Below are 18,679 nucleotides of genomic sequence, written 5' to 3'. Positions count from 1 at the left end.
AGAGACCGGTTATGGATAGGCCGTCCATTATTCACAAGGATCTGGCAAAACAGCGCCAGACACCAAACTGGACAGCGTTCGAAGATGAACGTCGCAGGTTTTCTTGGCAATTTGCCCACCTGGCAACGCAGAGGCTGCCCGGGGGTGGCATCAACATGGGTATTGAGGCGGTGGACCGGCATGCTGCCGGTGTGCTTCGCTATCACGTCGCACTGCGCTTCCTTTCGCGCACATTGCCGGCTATTGAAATCAGCTTTGCTGAACTCGCCCGGCTAACAAACCGCTTTGCCAATGTGCTGCAAGGCCTTGGCGTTGGCAAAGGAGACCATCTTTTTTTGCTGGCTGGGCGCATTCCCGAGTTGTATGTGGCCTTGCTGGGTGCGCTTAAAAACGGCACCGTGGTCACACCGCTGTTCTCGGCGTTTGGCCCGGAACCTATTGCCACACGCATCCAACTCGGTGCAGGACAGGTGCTGCTGACCACCGACCACCTCTACCAGCGCAAAGTGTGCCAGATACGCGCGCAAATGCCCACGCTGCGACATGTGTTGCTGGTGGCAGAGGACGGCGGTGTCACCCACGAGACGGACACACTTGACCTCGCCACATTGATGCGCGACGCATCCGACTGCTTTGAGGTCAGTGAAACCAGCGAGGATGACCCTGCCTTACTTTTTTTCACCAGCGGCACCACCGGCACACCCAAGGGCGCTCTGCATGTGCATGGCGCAGCGGTCGCCCACGAGGCTACCGGTCGCTATGCACTTGATTTGCACGCACAAGATCGTTATTGGTGCACCGCCGACCCGGGTTGGGTCACAGGTGCCACTTACGGCATCATCGCGCCCTTGCTTCATGGTGTGACCACCTTGGTGGACCGTGAAGAGTTTGATGCCGAGCGCTGGTACACGCTGCTGGAACAGGAGCAGATAACCGTCTGGTACACGGCTCCCACGGCAATTCGCATGCTGATGAAGGCTGGCCCTGAGCTGGCACGCAGCCACTGTTACCCGGCCCTGCGCTTTATTGCAAGCGTGGGCGAGCCACTTAACCCCGAGGCCGTTTGGTGGGGCCAGGAGGTGCTGGGGCTGCCAATTCATGACAACTGGTGGCAGACGGAAACCGGTGGCATCATGATTGCCAACACGCCAGCTTTTGACATCAAGCCCGGCTCTATGGGACGTCCCCTACCAGGCATTGACGCCTTCATAGTTAAACACATGGAGGCTGAGGGTGAACCGCCGCGGGTGCGCATCATCGAGGCCCCCAACGTCGAAGGCGAGTTGGCGTTGAAAAGCGGCTGGCCGTCTATGTTTCGCGGCTACCTGAACAACGAGGCACGCTACGCCAAGTGTTTTGCCGGCGATTTGTACCTGACCGGTGACTTGGCGCGGGTCGATGCCGACGGCTATTTCTGGTTCATTGGCCGGGCTGACGATGTCATCAAATCTGCGGGCCACCTGATTGGCCCATTTGAAGTGGAAAGCGTCTTGATGGAACACCCGGCCGTGGCCGAGGCAGGTGTCATTGGCAAACCTGATCCGATGGTAGGTGAAGTGGTGAAGGCCTTTGTGTCGCTCAAGGCCGGGTATGAGGCGGGTGAGGCGCTGCGGCTTGAGATTTCTGCGCACGCCCGCAAGCGCCTGGGGGCGGCTGTGGCGCCGAAAGAGATTGCTTTTCTGGCGGTGCTGCCGCGTACCCGCAGCGGCAAGATCATGCGCCGCTTGCTGAAAGCGCGTGAACTTGGCCTGCCCGAGGGCGACACCTCCACGCTGGAAAGCGGCGCATGAAAAAATTAAAAATACCAGCCCCACCAAGCGGCCCAGTGCCTTGGGACAAGGCGTTTGCGATGAGCATGTTGGCCGACATGCTGCGCATCCGCCGCATGGAAGAGCGCGCGGCAGAGCTCTATGGGCAGCAAAAAATTCGCGGTTTTCTGCACCTTTATATTGGTGAGGAAGCTGTGGCTACTGGTGTCCTGCGTGCGCTAGGTCCCAATGACAACATTGTGGCCACCTACCGCGAACATGCACACGCACTGCTGCACGGCATCACCATGAACGCCATCATGGCAGAGATGTTTGGCAAGCAAGACGGGTGTTCGCGCGGGCGGGGAGGCTCCATGCACTTGTTTGACCGCGCTAACCGCTTTTTTGGCGGGCAGGCAATCGTTGGCGCTGGATTGCCCCTGGCGACGGGTTTGGCGCTGGCTGATAAATTGTCCAAGCGCCAGGCACTGACTGCCTGTTTTTTTGGTGAAGGGGCCATGGCTGAGGGTGCGTTCCATGAGTCGATGAACCTGGCCATGCTGTGGCAGCTGCCCGTGCTGTTTTGCTGTGAAAACAACTTGTACGCCATGGGCACAGCCCTGGCCCGCTCAGAGTCGCAGATCAGTTTGTGTACCAAGGCCGCGTCATACGGCATGGCCACGGTGTCAGTTGACGGCATGAATGTGGTGGCCGTGTATGACACTGCGCTGAATGCTGCGCGACAGGTGCGCGAGTTGGGTCGCCCGGTGTTTGTGGAGTTTCGAACCTACCGCTTTCGCGCGCACTCCATGTTTGACCCGGAGCTATACCGCACTAGGCAAGAGATTGACGCCTGGAAGACGCGTGGGCCGATTCACACTTTTACAGCTCGCCTGAAAGCGCAAAACAGTCTGAATGAAGATGAGTTTTTGGCGCTGGACGCCGCTGCGCAGGCTGAGGTAGAGGCTGCCGTGGCGTTTGCCCAAAACTCAAATTGGGAACCGGTAGCAGATTTGATGCGCGATGTGCACACCCTGTCAGAACAGCAATCTTCCGCTACCTCTGTGTTGGGAGCGGCGTGATGGGGCGGCGCATCAGCTACCGTGACGCCTTGCGCGAGGGGCTACGTGAGGCGCTTCAGACCGATCAGCGTGTTTTTTTGATGGGTGAAGATGTGGGCTGCTACGGCGGCACCTACGCCGTGTCCAAAGGTTTATTGGAAGAATTTGGCCCTGAGCGAATTCGCGACACACCGCTGTCAGAGCTCGGCTTTGTGGGGGCCGGTATTGGGGCTGCTTTAGGCGGCATGCGCCCGATTGTGGAAGTCATGACGGTCAACTTCAGCCTGCTGGCGCTCGACCCCATGGTCAACAGCGCGGCCATGCTGCACCACATGTCCGGCGGGCAATTTTCAGTGCCCTTGGTGATCCGAATGGCCACAGGCGCTGGGCGCCAGGTGGCGGCCCAGCACTCCAACAGTTTTGAAGGCTGGTATGCCCATGTGCCGGGTCTGCGCGTCTTGGCGCCGGCCACCGTAGAAGATGCACGCGGCATGCTCAAAGCCGCGCTGTTCGACCCTGACCCGGTGCTGATTTTTGAGCATGCACAGCTATACAACACCGAAGGCGAGCTGCCCGACGATGAATCGCTGACCGTGGACATTGTCAGCGCCAAGGTGCGCAGAACCGGGTCGGACGTCAGCCTGATCACTTATGGCGGGTGTCTGCCCAAGTCCCTGCAGGCCGCTGAAGAGCTCGCCAGTCTCGGAATTTCTGCGGAAGTGATCGACCTTCGCGTGCTGCGCCCATTGGACGATGCATGCATCATGGCGTCAGTGCGCAAATGTCGCCGCGCGGTGGTCGTGAATGAAGCGTGGCGCTCCGGTAGCCTCGCCGCCGAGATCATGGCCCGCATCAGTGAGCAGGCCTTTTTTGATCTGGATGCGCCTCTGGCACGCGTCTGCAGCGAAGAGGTGCCGATCCCGTATGCCCGACACATGGAAGAAGCTGCGTTACCGCAGGTGCCAAAAATCGTGGCTGCGGTGCAGGCGCTCATGGGAATTTCTGCATGATCGAATTCAAGCTGCCATCGCTTGGTGCTGACATGGACGAAGGCACGCTACTCGAATGGCGTGTCAAGGCGGGCGACGTGGTTAAACGTGGCCAGGTAGTGGCCGTAGTAGATACCTCCAAGGCAGCGGTGGATGTTGAAATCTGGCATGACGGTGTCATGCATAAACTGCTGGTGGAGCCGGGAGAAAAGGTGCCGGTGGACACGGTCCTGGCAACGCTGCTGATGCCGGGCGAAACAGCACCATCACATCCTGAGCAACCCGCAGTGGCTGCGGTGGCAACCGGGCGAGCAAGGGCACCAGAACCCGAAACGACCACCGCTGCCCCCCGCCATCCGGTGTCGCCCTCAGCACGGCGGCGTGCCAATGAGTTGGGAATCAACGTGGACACGGTGCCTGGCACTGGCCCGCACGGCTCGGTCACATTGGCCGATGTTGAGGCAAAGGCACTAGTGAGCGCCGCCGGGTCTGAAGCCCCACCCGCTCAAGTGCTGGCAGTCGAACGACAGAAGGAAATTCGCAAGGCGATTGCAGCTGCTATGAGCCGCTCCAAGCGCGAAATCCCGCATTACTACTTGTCCGAGACGATCCCCATGACGCGGGCGCTTGACTGGTTGCAGCAGCGCAATGAAGGCCTGCCCATTACTGAGCGCATTCTTACCGCAGCCCTGTTGCTTAAGGCCGTGGCTGCTTCTCTCAAGCGCACACCTGAGCTGAATGGCTTCTACCGCGATGGACAGTTTGAACCTGGTGCCGCCGTGCACGCGGGTGTGGCAATCTCGCTGCGTGGCGGCGGTCTGGTGGCACCAGCGCTGCACGATGTGGGCAGCAAACCTCTAGCGCAGTTGATGCACGAATTGGCAGACTTGGTCAAGCGCGCCCGCGCTGGTTCGCTGCGCAGCTCTGAAATGAGTGACCCTACCATCACCATCACCAATCTGGGCGAGCAGAGCGTGCAGTCAGTGTTTGGTGTTATTTATCCGCCCCAGGTTGCATTGGTAGGTTTGGGCAGCATTGACGTGCGGCCCTGGGTTGAGGGCGGCAAGGTGCGTGCAACGCCACTGCTGTGTGCGACGCTGGCTGCAGATCACCGCGCATCGGACGGGCATCGGGGTGCCTTGTTCTTAGCCGAACTGCGCGACTTGTTGCAACAGCCGCAAGCGCTGGACCCTGACCCTTCACCGCCCGCACACCATGAGGGAGAACCCACATGAATGCTGATCGACAAACACTTGAAACAACCGTATTGACGCTTCTGCAGTCAATTGCGCCAGAGCTGGAACCAGATGCATTTGTTTTTGGGAAACCACTGCGTAGCCAAGTTGATCTGGACTCCATGGACTGGCTGAATTTTTTGATCAGCCTGAGCGAATACTTTGGGGTGAAGATTCCCGAAGCAGATTACGCAAGGCTGGTGTCATTTAACGATGTACTCGATTACCTGACTGGCAAAGCCGGGTAGGGCGCTTTGCGGCCCACGGTTTGTGACAGCAGCACATGCTGGTCATTGCCAAGCGCCATGGCTTTGGCCAACGCATCGCGGTCCAGCCATGCGCGAATCACGGTCGCCAAGTCTTCTGACGCACAGTAAAGGTACACGTTTTGGGCCATGGCCCCGGCACAGGTGTAGGCAAAGGCCATGCGCTGAGCCACCGGCACCAACTTCATACGCGAGAAGTCGGCGACCATGATCAGGTCCAGCGGCGCGGTGTCAACAAAATCCTGGTAGCCGGTGACTCGACGCACATCCATGGCAAGTACCAGATGCAGCGCATGGCCCAGCGCTGCATAGCGGTACAAGCCAGTGGGTAGTGCCACGTACAGGTCAAGCTCCTGCGCATTCAGGGCGCTGGGCACGGTTCGTCCACCCAGGGCAGGGCGGTTCAGGCCCGCTGCTGCCCACAGCAGGTTGGACAAAATCTGGAGCGGCAGCGGCTCTGGCGCAAATTCGCGTTGCGACTGGCGCAGTGCCAAGGCTTGCATCAGAAGCAGACCGCCAGCCGTATGGGCTGGTGGCAGCACGATGGCATCAGCCGCATCGCCTTGAACGTGGGTGGCTTTGATTTGCCCGATCAGGCCCAAGGCCAGTTTGGTCAGCGTATTCATGGCACTGCTTTCCTCGTTGCCTGGTTCAATTGATGGCGAGGCGCTTGGCGCTTGAGCCGGCTCTCTTGGGCAAGTCCAGCGTCAGCACACCGTTTTCGTATTTAGCCACCGCCTTGGCATCGTCCACATCTTGCGACAGGGTGAACACGCGCGACACCGTGCCGTAATAACGTTCGCTGCGCAGCACCTTGCCGCCATCTTCCTTGATGTCTTTTTCTCGGCGGGCCTCGGCGTCAATCTGGACGCGGTTACCATCAATTCGCACATTGATGTCTTCTTTTTTGACGCCTGGTAAATCGGCTTGCACCTTGAATGCCCCGTCCTTTTCAACCACGTCGACTTTGATGTCAAGGGCGTCATTGTCCAAGTCAAAGCGCATCGGCGCCAGAAATCCGCGGAACACGGATTCAAAGGGGTCTTTCAGAGTGGGGTCAAGCAAACGCAAGTTGTTCATGATGATTCCTCCATAGATTTAACTTTGAAAAATTGCTGGACAATAACAATCAGTCACTGCAGCACCCTAAGGATAGGATCCATCCCTCCTCAAAAGTTGACAATTCGCAAGCACACCGCAGACTGCGCTGTTACTTGGGTCAATAGCGTGTTTTGCCACTTTGCGCCAGCTGATGTAACCGTTAGTATTTGCTAAAAATCTGTGCCGGAGGTTTCCATGGTCATCAGTTACAACAACGTCAGCGCCCAGTTGATGAGAACAAATGAATACGCCTGCTAATTCGAGCGCGTTATCGGCTTTTGGCACGCGCCGCAGGCAAGATCGGGACATTCTTGACGCCGTACTCAAGGTGGTTCCTGATGCCATTGTCAGCATTGACCTTGATGGTCGCATCCAGATGTTCAACACCGCTGCTGAGCGAATATTTGGCCGAAACCGAGCCAGCGTTCGGGGTCAGCCAGTTGAGTTGCTGATGCCCGAGCGTCTGCGGGCCGGCCACCATGAGGCGCAGCAACGGTTTTCCCGTTTAGGCGGAGAAACCCGCATGATGGGGCTCAGACGGGTGAAGGGCTTACGTGCCGATGGCCAAGAAATTGACTTGGAGGGTGTCATCAGCCATGTGAAGTTGCCCCATGAGCAGGGTGAATGGTCGGTGGTCAGCCTGCGCGATGTCACTTCCAGCACGCAGGCAGAAGCACAATTGCAGCATTCGCGTGCCCAACTCGCCGAGCTGACCCGAAAGCTCATGACGCAGGAACGCGTGCTGGTCAAGCGGCTGGCACAGGTACTGCATGACCAGCTCGGCCAGACGCTGGCTGCCATCCGGATGTGCCACGACACCGTTGTTGCCTTGCAAATGACGGATACACCGCCTGACTACCAGCCCCTGCAGGAGCGCATGGGCAACCTCATTGGGCAAGCCATCAAAGAGGTCAGGCAGGTGCTGATTGACCTGCGTCCGCCTTTGTTGGAAGAGCAGGGCTTGAGCGTGGCGCTTGACAATGAGCTGCGCAACCGCGCACTGGGTGCACCGAAGGTGGACATCTCCATTCATGTGCCGCACAAGCTTGAGGCAATGCGATGGACGCCGGAGGTGGAGTACGCCGCCTTCATGGTGGTGCGCGAGGCGGTTGAAAACGCTTTGCGCCATTCCGGGGCAACGACCATTTTTGTCGACCTCAAAGGTGGTGCGTTAGTGTTGAACCTGACGGTCAGCGACAACGGCCGGGGCTTACCAGAAGGTGCCGGGCTGAGCGTTGGGCATTTGGGAATTTTGGGCATGCAGGAGCGCGCTCAAGCTGTGGGTGCCAGCGTCGCCTGCGGCTCAGGGCCAGACGGCGGCACCCGCGTGAGCTTTCACTGGCAATGCGTGTCATGAGCTCGTTATATCTGGTCGATGACCATCAAATCATGCGCGACGGCCTGCGGGCGTTGCTGGAATCTCGCGGCCATGTGGTGGTGGGTGAGTCCTCTGACCCAACGCATGCGCTGGCAGACCTGTTACGACTGCGACCCGAGGTGTTGCTGCTTGACCTGAACCTTGGCGGGCGTTCGGGGCTTGAGTTGCTGGCCGAGGTGCAGCGCCGGCAGTTACCACTGCGCACTGTGGTGTTGACCATGTCGGCCCAGCCGCACCAGGTGGCTGAGGGCCTGCGCCTGGGTGCCAGTGGCTATGTGCTCAAAGGATCGCCGTCCAGTGAACTCATTGCAGCCATTGATGCAGCCGTAAAAGGCAAGCGGTATCTGGGAACCGACGTGGCCGACCTCGCGCTGGAGGCTTTCACACAAGCCCAAGACGTTGACCCCTTGAGCCTGCTGTCACCGCGCGAGCGGCAAATCATCGTGATGGTGGTAGATGGCCTGTCCAGTTCAGCCATTGGCATCGAGCTTCATTTGTCCCCAAAAACAGTCGCAACTTACCGCAGTCGCCTTATGAAAAAGCTGGCAGTCAGCGATGTGCCAAGCTTGGTGAGGTTGGCAGTGCGTCACAAACTGGTTGATTCCGGTGACCAAGGCTTGAGGAACCGTCGCGTTCATGACGCATAACACACGCTGTCCACGGCTACTGGCACGCGCTGTCCAACTCTCCCTACAGACGTTTTGATTGGATCGACATAAAGTCTCTCTCATGGATTGCTTGAGTTCCCTCCGGGTCTGGCTTCCTGCAAAGAAAAATCAACGAGAGGCTTTTCATGTTGAACCTTCAGACGCTGCCTTTATCGGCGCAGTGGCAACCCCACTGCAGCCCCCACGCCTTAAAACTCTCCAACGACGAACGTTGGTCAAGTCTTCAGGAGCTCCAAGACCTACTGCAATACCACGGCCCATTGCAAGGCCGAAGTGATGGCGAATTGTTTCAGCGCCGGCGTCTCAAGGTAGGCCAGTCGGCTTTGACGATGGGACAGACCTTTGACGGGCTTTACGTGGTACGTCTTGGCACGCTCAAGACCATGATCAACCATGCAGACGGCGGTGTGCACGTGCTGGCCTTTCCCATGAAGGGTAGTTTGCTGGGGTTTGACGGCATTTACAAGAATACTTACACCAGCGACGTGGTGGCCTTGACGGATTGCGACCTGATCCGCATTCCGGCTGCCGAGTTGTTTGCACCTGGACGCGGCAACAACCATTTGGAACAAATGGCCTATTGGGCCTGCAGCCGCGAGATCACCCAGGAGCAAGAGGCGTATTCTCTAACACGTTCGGTGAAATCAGAGGCGCGGGTGGCGCGCTTTCTTCAGACCATGTCACAGCGTTTTGCTGACATGGGCTTCTCACCCAATCGCTTCATTTTGCCAATGACCCGGCGTGACATTGGCCACCATTTGAGCGTGACAGTGGAGACCGTGAGCCGGGCGTTTTCAGCCTTGGTGCAACAGGGCATCATTTCCGTTGACTTTCGGGAAATCAGTATCCTGTCACATGATGCTTTACGCAATTTTGAAAGATAACTGTCATGGACAGCGCCAATGTTGTGGCGTTTCGAAAGCACAGCGGCGCCTCTGAAAGTATCCTAGCCCCAACGGATGGCTCAGCCTTGTCGATTGCGGGTGCCCTCAAAGCGGTGGATTTCGCCCGTCGCCTACAGACGAGATTGGTCGTTTTCAGTGCCATCCCGCCTTACCAATACCCAATTTATGTGGGTGGTATTCCGTTTGAATATCCATCTCAGGCTGAGTACCAGGCCCAATGCCGCGCCATTGTGGTCGGGTATCTGGGTTTGGTGGCGGATGCCGCCACTGCGCAGGGTGTTCAGGCAAGCCAGCGAATTGAATTCAACGCCAACCCAGCCCAGGCGATTCTTGCCGCAGCCGACGATGAGCATTGCAGCTTGATCTTCATGGCCTCACACGGTCGCAGTGGCTTGTCACGCACGTTTTTGGGCAGCGTGGCCCTGAAAACCCTGACGCTGTCTCATATTCCTGTGCTGGTAGACCACCCAAACCCAGACGAAATCACCCAAGCGGAGGCCTTGATGAAGGAAAGCGCCATCGAAACCTGATTTTCAACATCATTTTCCCGCACTCCCAGAGGGTTATTGCCCACACAGATGGCGGCGGCAAGTACAATTTTTTTGAAAAAGTGCATCGATCACTTGATGATTAACCGCCACAGGGAATGATTGATTGAACAACGATAACTCGCCCGCTCTGAGTCCATCTTTTCCGATTGTTGGCATTGGGGCGTCTGCTGGCGGGCTGTCCGCGCTGGAACAGTTTCTGGACCATGTGCCCCCGCAGTGCGGTCTGGCCATTGTGGTGGTGCAGCACCGTGACCCGCACAATGAAGGCATGCTGGTCGAGCTGCTTCAACGGCACACCCCTATGCCGGTGCAGCAGGTGTTAGACCAGATGCCGGTCGAACCCAATCATGTGTATGTGATTCCACCCGGTCAAGACATGTCGTTGATGCATGGGGTGCTGCATTTATTCAACCCCACCGAGTCTCGTGGACTACGCCAGCCGATCGATTTTTTCTTCAAGTCACTGGCCGATGACCGGCAACACAACAGCATTGGCGTGGTGCTCTCAGGCATGGGTTCTGACGGAACGCTGGGGTTACGCGCTATCCGGCAGGCTGGAGGCGCCTCGTTTGCGCAAACACCAGCGCTGGCCCAATTTGACAGCATGCCACGCAGCGCCATTGATGCTGATGTGGTCGACGCCGTGGCCGCTGCCGACGAGTTGCCGGCCAAGGTACTGGCGTTTGTCAAGCGCATCCGGCTGGTGAGCGATGTTCATGCCCAGATCGAAGCCGAGTTTCAACGCACCACCGCCGGTTTTCTTGACAAGCTTCTGGTCTTGTTGCGGACCCACACCGGGCATGATTTTTCAGCTTACAAAAAAAACACCATCATGCGGCGTGTTGAGCGGCGCATGGGGCTGCACCAGTTGCCCCGCATGGACGATTACCTGCGCTATGTACGTGAAAATCCGAAAGAGGTCGAATTGCTGCTGGGTGAACTGCTGATTGGGGTCACCAGCTTCTTTCGCGACCCTGATGTCTGGACGCAGGTCAAGCGCGAGGTGTTGCCAACCCTACGTGCCAATCATCCCGATGGCGGATTGTTGCGCGCCTGGATTCCCGGGTGTTCAACGGGCGAAGAGGCTTATTCACTGGCCATGCTGTTCAAAGAGTCACTTGAGACCTTGGAAGGGGCACACCGCTACAAATTGCTGATTTTTGCCTCTGATATCGACAAAGACGCCATCTCACGCGCTCGCGCGGGAATTTATCCAGCGAGCATTTCTGCCGACGTGTCAGAGACTCGCCTGAAGCGTTTTTTTGTACCCGACGCCGCAGGCTACCGCATTTCCAATGACATTCGAGAGATGGTGATCTTCGCTGAGCAAAACGTCATCTTTGATCCGCCCTTCACGCGGATTGATTTTTTGAGCTGCCGAAACCTGATGATTTACTTGGAGACCGGGTTGCAGGAAAAGCTGCTCCAGATGTTCCATTACAGCCTGAACCCGGGCGGTTGTTTGCTGCTGGGTAGCTCGGAGTCGATTGGCACAGGCAGCAGCTTGTTTTCTACTGCGTCGGGCAAGTCACGCATTTATCGTCGGCTTGATACGCCGGCACACCTCTCTCCCTCAGGCATGCCAGCCGCGTTTGGCCCCGGCGCCGTACACATGACCTCGGGGGTCTTGCATGTCCAGGGCGAAACGGTCTTGGCACCAGATATCCAAACCCTGGTCGAGCAACTGGTGCTGACACACTATGCGCCGTCAGCGCTGTTGGTAAACACCAAGGGCGAGGTGCTGTACATCAGCGGAAAAACCGGGCGGTATCTGGAGCCCGCCTGCGGCAAGCCCAATTTGAGCATGTTTGCCATGGCCCGTGAGGGCATTAAAAAAGCCTTGAGCGAGGCCTTTTACGTGGCAGTTCGCGAGAGCAAGTTGGTGACCCTCAAGCGGGTACGAATCGACAGCACCCGGCCAGCCCAGTATGTTGATGTACGGGTACAGCCGCTGAGCGAGCCAGTGGCTCTGCGGGGTACGGTGCTGGTCGTGTTTGCTGATGTGGTGGCACCGCGCACCCGCAAGCCGCATATAGCGGCAGACGCGGCGAGCACAGCGACCGCCGATGGCCAGCGCATTGAGGTGGTGTTGCAGGAGCTGCAGCATGCCCGTGAAGACGCGCGCTCCACCAGGGAGGAAATGCAAACCTCTCAGGAAGAGTTGAAGTCTGCCAATGAAGAGTTGCAATCCACCAACGAAGAGTTGCAGTCGACCAATGAGGAGCTAACCACCTCTAAGGAAGAAATGCAGTCTATGAACGAAGAGTTGCAGACCATAAACGCTGAGTTGCAAATCAAGGTGGCCGAGGTGTCGCGCGCCAGCAATGACATGCGCAACCTGCTTGACAGCACCGAAATTGCAATTTTGTTTCTGGACGACAACCTGCATGTACGACGATTCACGCCATCTACCGTCCAAATTTTCAAGCTGATACCGGGTGACGCTGGGCGCAGCATCACTGACATCGTCAGCGATCTGGACTACCCCAACTTGGCGTCAGATGCTGGGGAAGTCTTGCGCACCCTGGTGTTTCAAGAGCTTGACGTGTCGGCCAGCAACGGGCGCTGGTTCAAGGTGCGCATCATGCCGTACCGCACGCAAGACAACCACATAGATGGGCTGGTGATCACTTTCACTGACATCAGTGCCAGCAAGAAAATCGAGGCTGAACTACGCGAAGCAAAAAACAGGCTGCAGGCCTTGACGCCTGACCCCAACACCGGGAAGGTCGACCATGGTGTACCGTAAAAATCCACTGGCTTACGACGCCTTGCGCAAGCTGGCAACCGCACGTCTGTCCGGGCAAAGTGGTGGGCTTGAGCCGACGGCCTTGAATCTGCAGCAAGTGCAGCACTTGCTGGAAGAGCTTGAGATTCATCAAATCGAACTCGAACTTCAAAATGACCACTTGAACACCGCCAGGGCGCAATTGGAACAGGCACTGAATCAAAGTAACGAGCTCTACGACTTTTCACCTGTGGGCAACTTGCTGATTGACAGCAACGGTGCCATCACAAAATTGAACCTGGCAGGTGCCCAACTGCTCTTTAGCGAGCGCGCCAGGCTGTTGGGCAACCGGCTAGGGCTTTACGTGGCCGAGCCACATCGCCCGCAACTTAACGGGTTGTTGGAGCGCGCCAGAACCGAGCATGAGCCACAAATGGGTGAGCTTGTGCTGCAAGTCGATGGCCACGCGCCACTACCGGTGCAAGCCAAAGTGGTGTGGACCGGTGCAGGCCACGGCTGGCAAATCGCGTTGGTCGATATTTCAGAGCGACGGCAAATGGAGGAGCAGTTGCGCGCCAGTGAGGAACGACTGAAACTGGCATTGTCAGCAGTTGGGGATGGCGTTTGGGACTGGCAGGTGCGCACTGGTGAGTTCGTGGTTTCTTTCGACTATGCAATGCTATTGGGGCTTGCAAAAGAAGAGTTGGCAAGCCACACCCTGGACCTGATGCAAGACGTTGACCGAGACGATAAACCGGGGTTGGTGCAAAAGTTGCAGGATTGCATCATCGGTAAAACCGATCGCTTTCGAAATGAACACCGGGTGCACTGCAAGGATGGCAGCGTCAAGTGGGTACTGGCCCGGGGCGCGGCAGTGAATCACTCCGCAGACGGCCAGGCCTTGCGCATCATTGGCACCTTGGTAGACATCACCAAAAACAAAATCACTGAAGTCGCACTGGCAACCGCAGCACAGTTTCAGCAGGCTGTGTTTGATGCCATCTCGGCGCAGATGGCGGTTTTGGACCGGGACGGCACCATTGTTCAGACCAATGCGGCGTGGCAAGCCTATGCGTCTGAGCATGCCTGCAATGCCTCGGAGGGCAAGCCATATTTGGTGGTTTTGACCGAGCTTTTGGCACCGAACCAACCCACACTCACGGCTGTCGAAGCCGGTTTGGCGGCCGTTGCAGCGGGTGATCTGCCCGATTTTCATGCTGAAGAGCCCTTGCTAAGCACATGTGGCAGGCGCTGGTTTGCCATACGAATCACGCCGGTACATGACGCTGCGCAGCGCTTAGTGGTGACCCATGAAGACGTCAGTGTGCTCAAGCGTGCGGAGCTTGCCAGTGTCGCTCTGGCCAATATCGATGCCCTGACGGGTGCTTTCAGTCGGCAGCATTTCATGAGCCTGGCCGAACAGGAACTCGCCCGGGCACAGCGTTATGCATTGCCACTGGTGGTGCTGATGCTAGACCTGGACCATTTCAAGATGGTGAACGACACCTATGGGCATCGCATGGGCGACGCCGTGCTGCAAAGCTTTGTCAAGACCGTCAAGGGTGTGCTGCGCGAGTCAGATGTGATGGGGCGCATTGGTGGCGAGGAATTTGCCGTGTTACTGCCCAACACCACGCACGATGGCGGCTTGGCGCTGGCTGACCGGATCATTTGCGAGGTTCGCTCAAACCCAGTGACCGAAGGTGAAAAGAGCGTGGCCTATACGGTGAGCATTGGCGCTGGGTCGCGTACCTCGCAGGCTTCTTTTGCAGACTTGCTGGCGGACTGCGATGCTGCCCTTTACCGGGCCAAAAACAGCGGTCGCGATCGGGTCGAGGTCAGCTGGGAATGTAGCGCCGAGCACTCACGTACCAATGGATGAGCCCCTGCCGCCTTTGATCAAGGCCTTGTTGTCGCCCGCGCGCTACCTGCCTGGTGTGACACACGTTGACTTGGTGCAAACCCATATTTCATGGGTGTTGCTGGCCGGCGAATTTGCCTACAAGGTCAAAAAGCCGGTGAGTTTGCCTTTTTTGGACTTCAGCACACTCGCACACCGCCGGCGCTACTGCCAAGACGAGTTGCGCCTGAACCAGCGCTTTGCGCCCGAGCTGTATTTGGCGGTGGTTGGCATTTTCAACACGCACCAAGACCCGCAGTGGCAAGGCGAGGGCAGGCCGATCGAATACGCGGTCAAGATGCGCCGCTTTGACGAGACTGGTCGACTCGACCGAGTGTGTACCAGAGGCGAGTTGCAGCCCCGGCATTTGTCTGATCTGGCCCAGACTTTGGTTGCCTTTCACGCCAGCGCGGCCATCGCACCGACAGCCTCCCAGTTTGGGTCGGCCCGCAGCATCCTGGAGCCGGCACAGGATAACTTTGACGACTTGTTGCGGTTTTTTACTGATGTAGACATTCAGGCGCGGCTGGCGGCCCTGCGCACCTGGACTGAAGGGCAGTTTGACCAACTCGCCCCGTTGATGGCTGCACGAAAAAGGGCAGGGCAGGTGCGCGAATGTCACGGTGACCTGCACTTGGCCAACATGGTGTTGATCAAGCAGCGCGTACAGATGTTTGACTGCATTGAGTTCAACGATGACCTGCGCTGGATTGACGTGGCCAATGAGATCGCCTTCACGTACGTGGACTTGTTGGCCCACCAGCAGCCCGGGCTGGCCAACTGGTTTGTCAACGAGGTGCTGAGCCAAAGCGGCGACTTTAATGCAGCGAAGGTGCTGCGGTTTTATGCGGTTTACCGGGCGTTGGTGCGGGCCAAAGTGGCAGCGATTCGCGCTGCTCAATCGCAGGGTGACAAGCATGAGTCGCTGGCTTATATCGCTTTGGCTGAACAGCTGTTGTTGCAGCCGCGATTGCGCCTGGTGATCACGCATGGCTTGTCAGGCTGCGGTAAAACCGTGGCGTCCAACGCCCTGTTGCAAAACAATAGTCATGCTGCCATGCTGCGGCTGCGCTCGGACGTGGAGCGCAAGCGCCTGTTTGGCCTGGCCAGCACGGTGCACAGTGGCTCAGGGCTTGACGCTGGCATTTACACCGCTGATGCCCACGCCCGCACCTATGCCCATTTGCGGGCATGGGCTGCGGGCTTGCTGGCCGCAGGCTGGTCGGTCATTGTGGATGCGGCCTTTTTAAGGCGTGCCGATCGTGACAGTTTTCGCACCCTGGCCCGTGAAGCCGGAGCAGCCTTCAGCATTCTTGCGCCGCAAGCGTCGCCCGAGCAGTTACGCGAGCGCATACTGGCACGCCAGGCACTTGGCGCAGATGCATCTGAGGCCACGCTGGATGTGCTGGCCCAGCAAATGAAAACCCTTCAGCCCTTGACCAAGGATGAGCCGGTCTGGCCTGAAGCAGATCCTGCGCCATCTAAAGCCCCCGCTACTGCGCGATCTTCTGCGGCGTCAGCCTGATCAACTGCCCCTGGGCACTGTCGGTCAGCACATACAGCAAACCGTCTGGCCCCTGGCGCACATCGCGAATGCGCTGGCCCAGACTGCTTAGCAGCTTATGCTCGCGCAGCACGCGCCCGCCAAAGGGATCGGTTAATTCAATCCGGTCGAGGTAGCCAAACTTGAGCGAGCCAACAAACAGGTTACCGACCCAATCCTGACCATAACGCGTGCTGGTTAAAAACGCCATGCCCGAGGGTGCAATGGAAGGCACCCAGTAGTGCAGTGGCTGTGCCATGCCTGCTTTGGCTGTCAGCCCCGCGCCAATCGGGCCACCGCCATAGTTCTCACCAAAGGTGATTGCCGGCCAGCCATAGTTGCGCCCGGGCGATACCAGGTTGATTTCGTCGCCGCCCTGTGGGCCGTGCTCATGCGCCCACAGCGTGCCATTGGGTGACATCGTCAGGCCTTGCGGGTTGCGATGACCAAACGACCAGATTTCCGGCAGAGCGCCTTTTTGTGCCACAAACGGGTTGTCGGTGGGCACGCGCCCGTCTTTGAAGATGCGAATCACCTTGCCGTGGTGGTTGTCAAGGCGTTGCGCATCGTCCTTGCGCGTGAAGCGCTCACCCAGCGTCATGAATAGCATGCCGTCGGGCTTGCCATCGGTGCTGCTTTCAACAAGGCGACAGCCAAAGTGTGCGCTGCTGGCCACTTTGGGCCTGGCGCTGAAAATCACCTGCAAATTCTGCAGCCGGGAATGGTCCTCAGACAGCGTGGCTCGCGCCAACGCGGTGCTGTTGCCGATATCGCCGGGCTCGGAAAAACAAAAGAACATGCTGCGGTTGCGAACAAAGTCGCCATCCAGCATCACGTCCAGCAAGCCGCCCTGGCCTTGAGCGGCCACTTCAGGCACGCCAGACAGGGCAGGCCCCAGGCGGCCATCGGCTTCAATGACGCGCATGCGCCCGGGCCGCTCGGTCACCAGAAACCGACCTTGCGGCAAAAATGCCACTGCCCATGGGTGGCTTAGCCCCGAGGCGACGACTTCAGCTTGCGGCGTGCGCGGTGTTTGGGCTGCACTTGGCATCATGTGGGAACTAAGCGCCACTGCCAGAGTGAGCGCTTTATTGGCGGATATCAGCATGGGCTGCTCCTGAACGGGTGAAGGGGCAACAACCACAGTTGAGGGTTGTCAGTCTGCCGAATTATTCGGCGTTGACAATGCAGCCGTCAGAATTGGATCAACAGAAACCTTATGAACAAAGTACAAATCGCAGGCGCAGGCATTGGCGGGTTGGCCGCCGCCCTGGCTTGTGCCCGCGCCGGCCACCAAGTGGGTCTGTGTGAGCGGACGCTTGACGCTTCAGAGGTGGGCGCAGGCGTTCAATTGGGGCCCAACGTGGTCGAAGTGTTGTTCAGCTGGGGCCTGGAAGCCACCTTGCGGCAGGTGGCTTTTTTTCCGGAGCAACTTCAGGTGCGTAGCGCCGCGACTGGTGGCTTGCTGAGCAGTTTGCTCTTGGGCGAGGCTTTTGTGCAGCGCTATGGCGCGCCTTACCTGACGATTCACCGCGCTGATCTGCATGGCATCTTGTTGCAGGCCGTCAAGGCCACGGGCAGGGTGGACCTGCAGTTTGGCAGCGCCATCACTTCCTTCACGCAGAACGACTTGGGTGTCAGCGCCGAATTTTCAAATGATCTGCAAACCCAAAGCGACCTGCTGCTAGGCGCCGATGGCGGCTGGAGCACGGTGCGTAAACTGTTGCTAAACGACGGCACTCCGCAGCCCACTGGTCATTTGGCCTACCGTGCCATGGTGCCGCAAAGTGATTTGCCAGCGCACCTGCGCTGCGACCAGGTCACCGCATGGCTTGGGCCAAAACTGCATGTGGTTCAGTACCCCGTGCGCGGTGGGCAGTGGTTGAACGTGGTGGCCATCGTGCATGGCCAAGTACAGGGCGACATGTCGCACTGGGATCACAGTGCCAACGCAGCAGATCTGAAGCGCAGCATGGCGCTGGCTTGCGCGCCGCTGCGTGAATTGATTGGCGCGATTGCCTTCTGGCGCCTGTGGCCGTTGAGCATTCGCACGCCCATGCGTGGTGCTCACGAACACGCGCTTGGGCGGGTGGCTTTGTTGGGTGATGCGGCGCACCCGATGGTGCCGTATTTGGCGCAAGGCGCTGGCATGGCCATAGAAGACGCCGCCGCATTGGCGTGGGTACTTGCTGAGCCGCCATCCGGCAAAAACCCGTTTGGCGATGTCCCCGCGCAGTTGCAGCGCTACGCGCAGGTGCGCTGGCAGCGCAATGCACTGGTGCAGGCACGCGCCATCAAAAACGGCCAAATTTTTCACGCGACAGGCCTGATGCGCTGGGGGCGTGATGCAGCCCTGCGTTTGCTGGGCGAAAACCTGCTCGACATGCCGTGGTTGTATGGCGGCAAAGCACATCCTTGATACTATATAAATAGTAGCTACTAGCGCTTTATTCATATGGGCTATAGGCTTATTTAGCATATATTTTGTAACTACTCAGCTTAACGAGCAAAGCTGGGCTGAATTATCTGGCGGTTAAACACGCTGACCAAACAGTCAAACAGATTGTTTTTCTGCTTGGTCATGGTTGCCAAGTAGGAGCGGATGG

General features: G+C 58.1%; 16 protein-coding genes. 13 read left to right on the top strand and 3 right to left on the bottom strand.

Going from position 1 to position 18,679, the window contains the following annotated elements:
* The first annotated feature begins 11 nt into the window (after positions 1 to 11).
* Genes acsA through PHQ58_RS21755 form a run of 5 tightly spaced genes read left to right on the top strand, consistent with a single transcriptional unit; the run spans position 12 to position 5,281 of the window.
* Positions 12 to 1,790 carry an acetate--CoA ligase gene (gene acsA / locus PHQ58_RS21775; RefSeq protein ID WP_300115622.1) on the top strand — a complete coding sequence of 593 codons (1,779 nt, stop codon included), beginning with the start codon at positions 12 to 14 and terminating at the stop codon, positions 1,788 to 1,790.
* Positions 1,787 to 2,830 carry a pyruvate dehydrogenase (acetyl-transferring) E1 component subunit alpha gene (pdhA, locus tag PHQ58_RS21770; protein ID WP_300115619.1) on the top strand — a complete coding sequence of 348 codons (1,044 nt, stop codon included), beginning with the start codon at positions 1,787 to 1,789 and terminating at the stop codon, positions 2,828 to 2,830. Before acsA ends, pdhA begins: the two co-directional genes overlap by 4 nt.
* The gene (locus tag PHQ58_RS21765) at positions 2,830 to 3,819 is read left to right on the top strand and encodes an alpha-ketoacid dehydrogenase subunit beta (RefSeq protein ID WP_300115617.1); all 990 of its coding nucleotides are present in this window, start codon (positions 2,830 to 2,832) and stop codon (positions 3,817 to 3,819) included. The genes pdhA and PHQ58_RS21765 overlap by 1 nt, the downstream gene beginning before the upstream one ends.
* Entirely contained in the window at positions 3,816 to 5,033 is a 1,218-nt protein-coding gene (locus PHQ58_RS21760) for a dihydrolipoamide acetyltransferase family protein (protein WP_300115615.1), read from the top strand. Before PHQ58_RS21765 ends, PHQ58_RS21760 begins: the two co-directional genes overlap by 4 nt.
* On the top strand, positions 5,030 to 5,281 hold the full coding sequence (locus PHQ58_RS21755) for an acyl carrier protein (protein WP_300115613.1): 252 nt from the start codon (positions 5,030 to 5,032) through the stop codon (positions 5,279 to 5,281). The genes PHQ58_RS21760 and PHQ58_RS21755 overlap by 4 nt, the downstream gene beginning before the upstream one ends.
* Here PHQ58_RS21755 and PHQ58_RS21750 read toward each other — a convergent pair.
* Together PHQ58_RS21750 and PHQ58_RS21745 are read right to left on the bottom strand one after the other, a co-directional pair.
* Positions 5,257 to 5,925, bottom strand: a complete 669-nt coding sequence (locus PHQ58_RS21750; RefSeq protein WP_300115611.1) for a SagB/ThcOx family dehydrogenase — start codon at positions 5,923 to 5,925, stop codon at positions 5,257 to 5,259. The genes PHQ58_RS21755 and PHQ58_RS21750 overlap by 25 nt on opposite strands.
* Before the next feature lie 25 nt (positions 5,926 to 5,950).
* The gene (locus PHQ58_RS21745; protein ID WP_300115610.1) at positions 5,951 to 6,379 is read right to left on the bottom strand and encodes an Hsp20/alpha crystallin family protein; all 429 of its coding nucleotides are present in this window, start codon (positions 6,377 to 6,379) and stop codon (positions 5,951 to 5,953) included.
* Positions 6,380 to 6,641: 262 nt separating this feature from the next.
* On the opposite strand from PHQ58_RS21745, the gene PHQ58_RS21740 reads away from it, so the two are divergent.
* The 7 genes from PHQ58_RS21740 (at position 6,642) to PHQ58_RS21710 (ending at position 16,055) form a co-directional block, all read left to right on the top strand.
* Positions 6,642 to 7,757, top strand: coding sequence for a PAS domain-containing sensor histidine kinase (locus PHQ58_RS21740; protein ID WP_300115608.1), 1,116 nt, complete (start codon positions 6,642 to 6,644; stop codon positions 7,755 to 7,757).
* Positions 7,754 to 8,425 (top strand): response regulator transcription factor, encoded by a 672-nt coding sequence (locus PHQ58_RS21735; protein ID WP_300115606.1) that lies wholly within the window; start codon positions 7,754 to 7,756, stop codon positions 8,423 to 8,425. Before PHQ58_RS21740 ends, PHQ58_RS21735 begins: the two co-directional genes overlap by 4 nt.
* A gap of 146 nt (positions 8,426 to 8,571) precedes the next feature.
* Positions 8,572 to 9,330, top strand: a complete 759-nt coding sequence (locus PHQ58_RS21730; RefSeq protein WP_300115605.1) for a Crp/Fnr family transcriptional regulator — start codon at positions 8,572 to 8,574, stop codon at positions 9,328 to 9,330.
* 5 nt (positions 9,331 to 9,335) lie between these two features.
* A complete protein-coding gene (locus PHQ58_RS21725; RefSeq protein WP_300115602.1) occupies positions 9,336 to 9,881 on the top strand; it encodes a universal stress protein in 546 nt (181 codons plus the stop codon).
* 124 nt (positions 9,882 to 10,005) lie between these two features.
* Entirely contained in the window at positions 10,006 to 12,651 is a 2,646-nt protein-coding gene (locus PHQ58_RS21720; protein WP_300115599.1) for a chemotaxis protein CheB, read from the top strand.
* Positions 12,638 to 14,512, top strand: a complete 1,875-nt coding sequence (locus tag PHQ58_RS21715) for a diguanylate cyclase (RefSeq protein ID WP_300115596.1) — start codon at positions 12,638 to 12,640, stop codon at positions 14,510 to 14,512. Before PHQ58_RS21720 ends, PHQ58_RS21715 begins: the two co-directional genes overlap by 14 nt.
* Complete coding sequence (locus tag PHQ58_RS21710; RefSeq protein WP_300115595.1) at positions 14,505 to 16,055, top strand: bifunctional aminoglycoside phosphotransferase/ATP-binding protein; 1,551 nt, start codon at positions 14,505 to 14,507, stop codon at positions 16,053 to 16,055. Before PHQ58_RS21715 ends, PHQ58_RS21710 begins: the two co-directional genes overlap by 8 nt.
* On the opposite strand, the gene PHQ58_RS21705 is transcribed toward PHQ58_RS21710, so the two are convergent.
* Positions 16,024 to 17,127 (bottom strand): PQQ-dependent sugar dehydrogenase, encoded by a 1,104-nt coding sequence (locus PHQ58_RS21705; RefSeq protein ID WP_300115620.1) that lies wholly within the window; start codon positions 17,125 to 17,127, stop codon positions 16,024 to 16,026. The two genes, PHQ58_RS21710 and PHQ58_RS21705, sit on opposite strands and share 32 nt — an antisense overlap.
* Positions 17,128 to 17,292: 165 nt before the next feature.
* Here PHQ58_RS21705 and PHQ58_RS21700 point away from each other — a divergent pair, with 165 nt between their 5' ends.
* On the top strand, positions 17,293 to 18,492 hold the full coding sequence (locus PHQ58_RS21700) for an FAD-dependent monooxygenase (RefSeq protein WP_300115594.1): 1,200 nt from the start codon (positions 17,293 to 17,295) through the stop codon (positions 18,490 to 18,492).
* Positions 18,493 to 18,679 lie beyond the last annotated feature (187 nt).

Origin of the sequence: Rhodoferax sp. (genome assembly GCF_028688795.1) — a bacterium.
Lineage (GTDB): Bacteria > Pseudomonadota > Gammaproteobacteria > Burkholderiales > Burkholderiaceae_C > Rhodoferax.
Note: the sequence above shows the minus strand (reverse complement) of the source record. Positions and strands in the feature narration are given on the sequence as shown.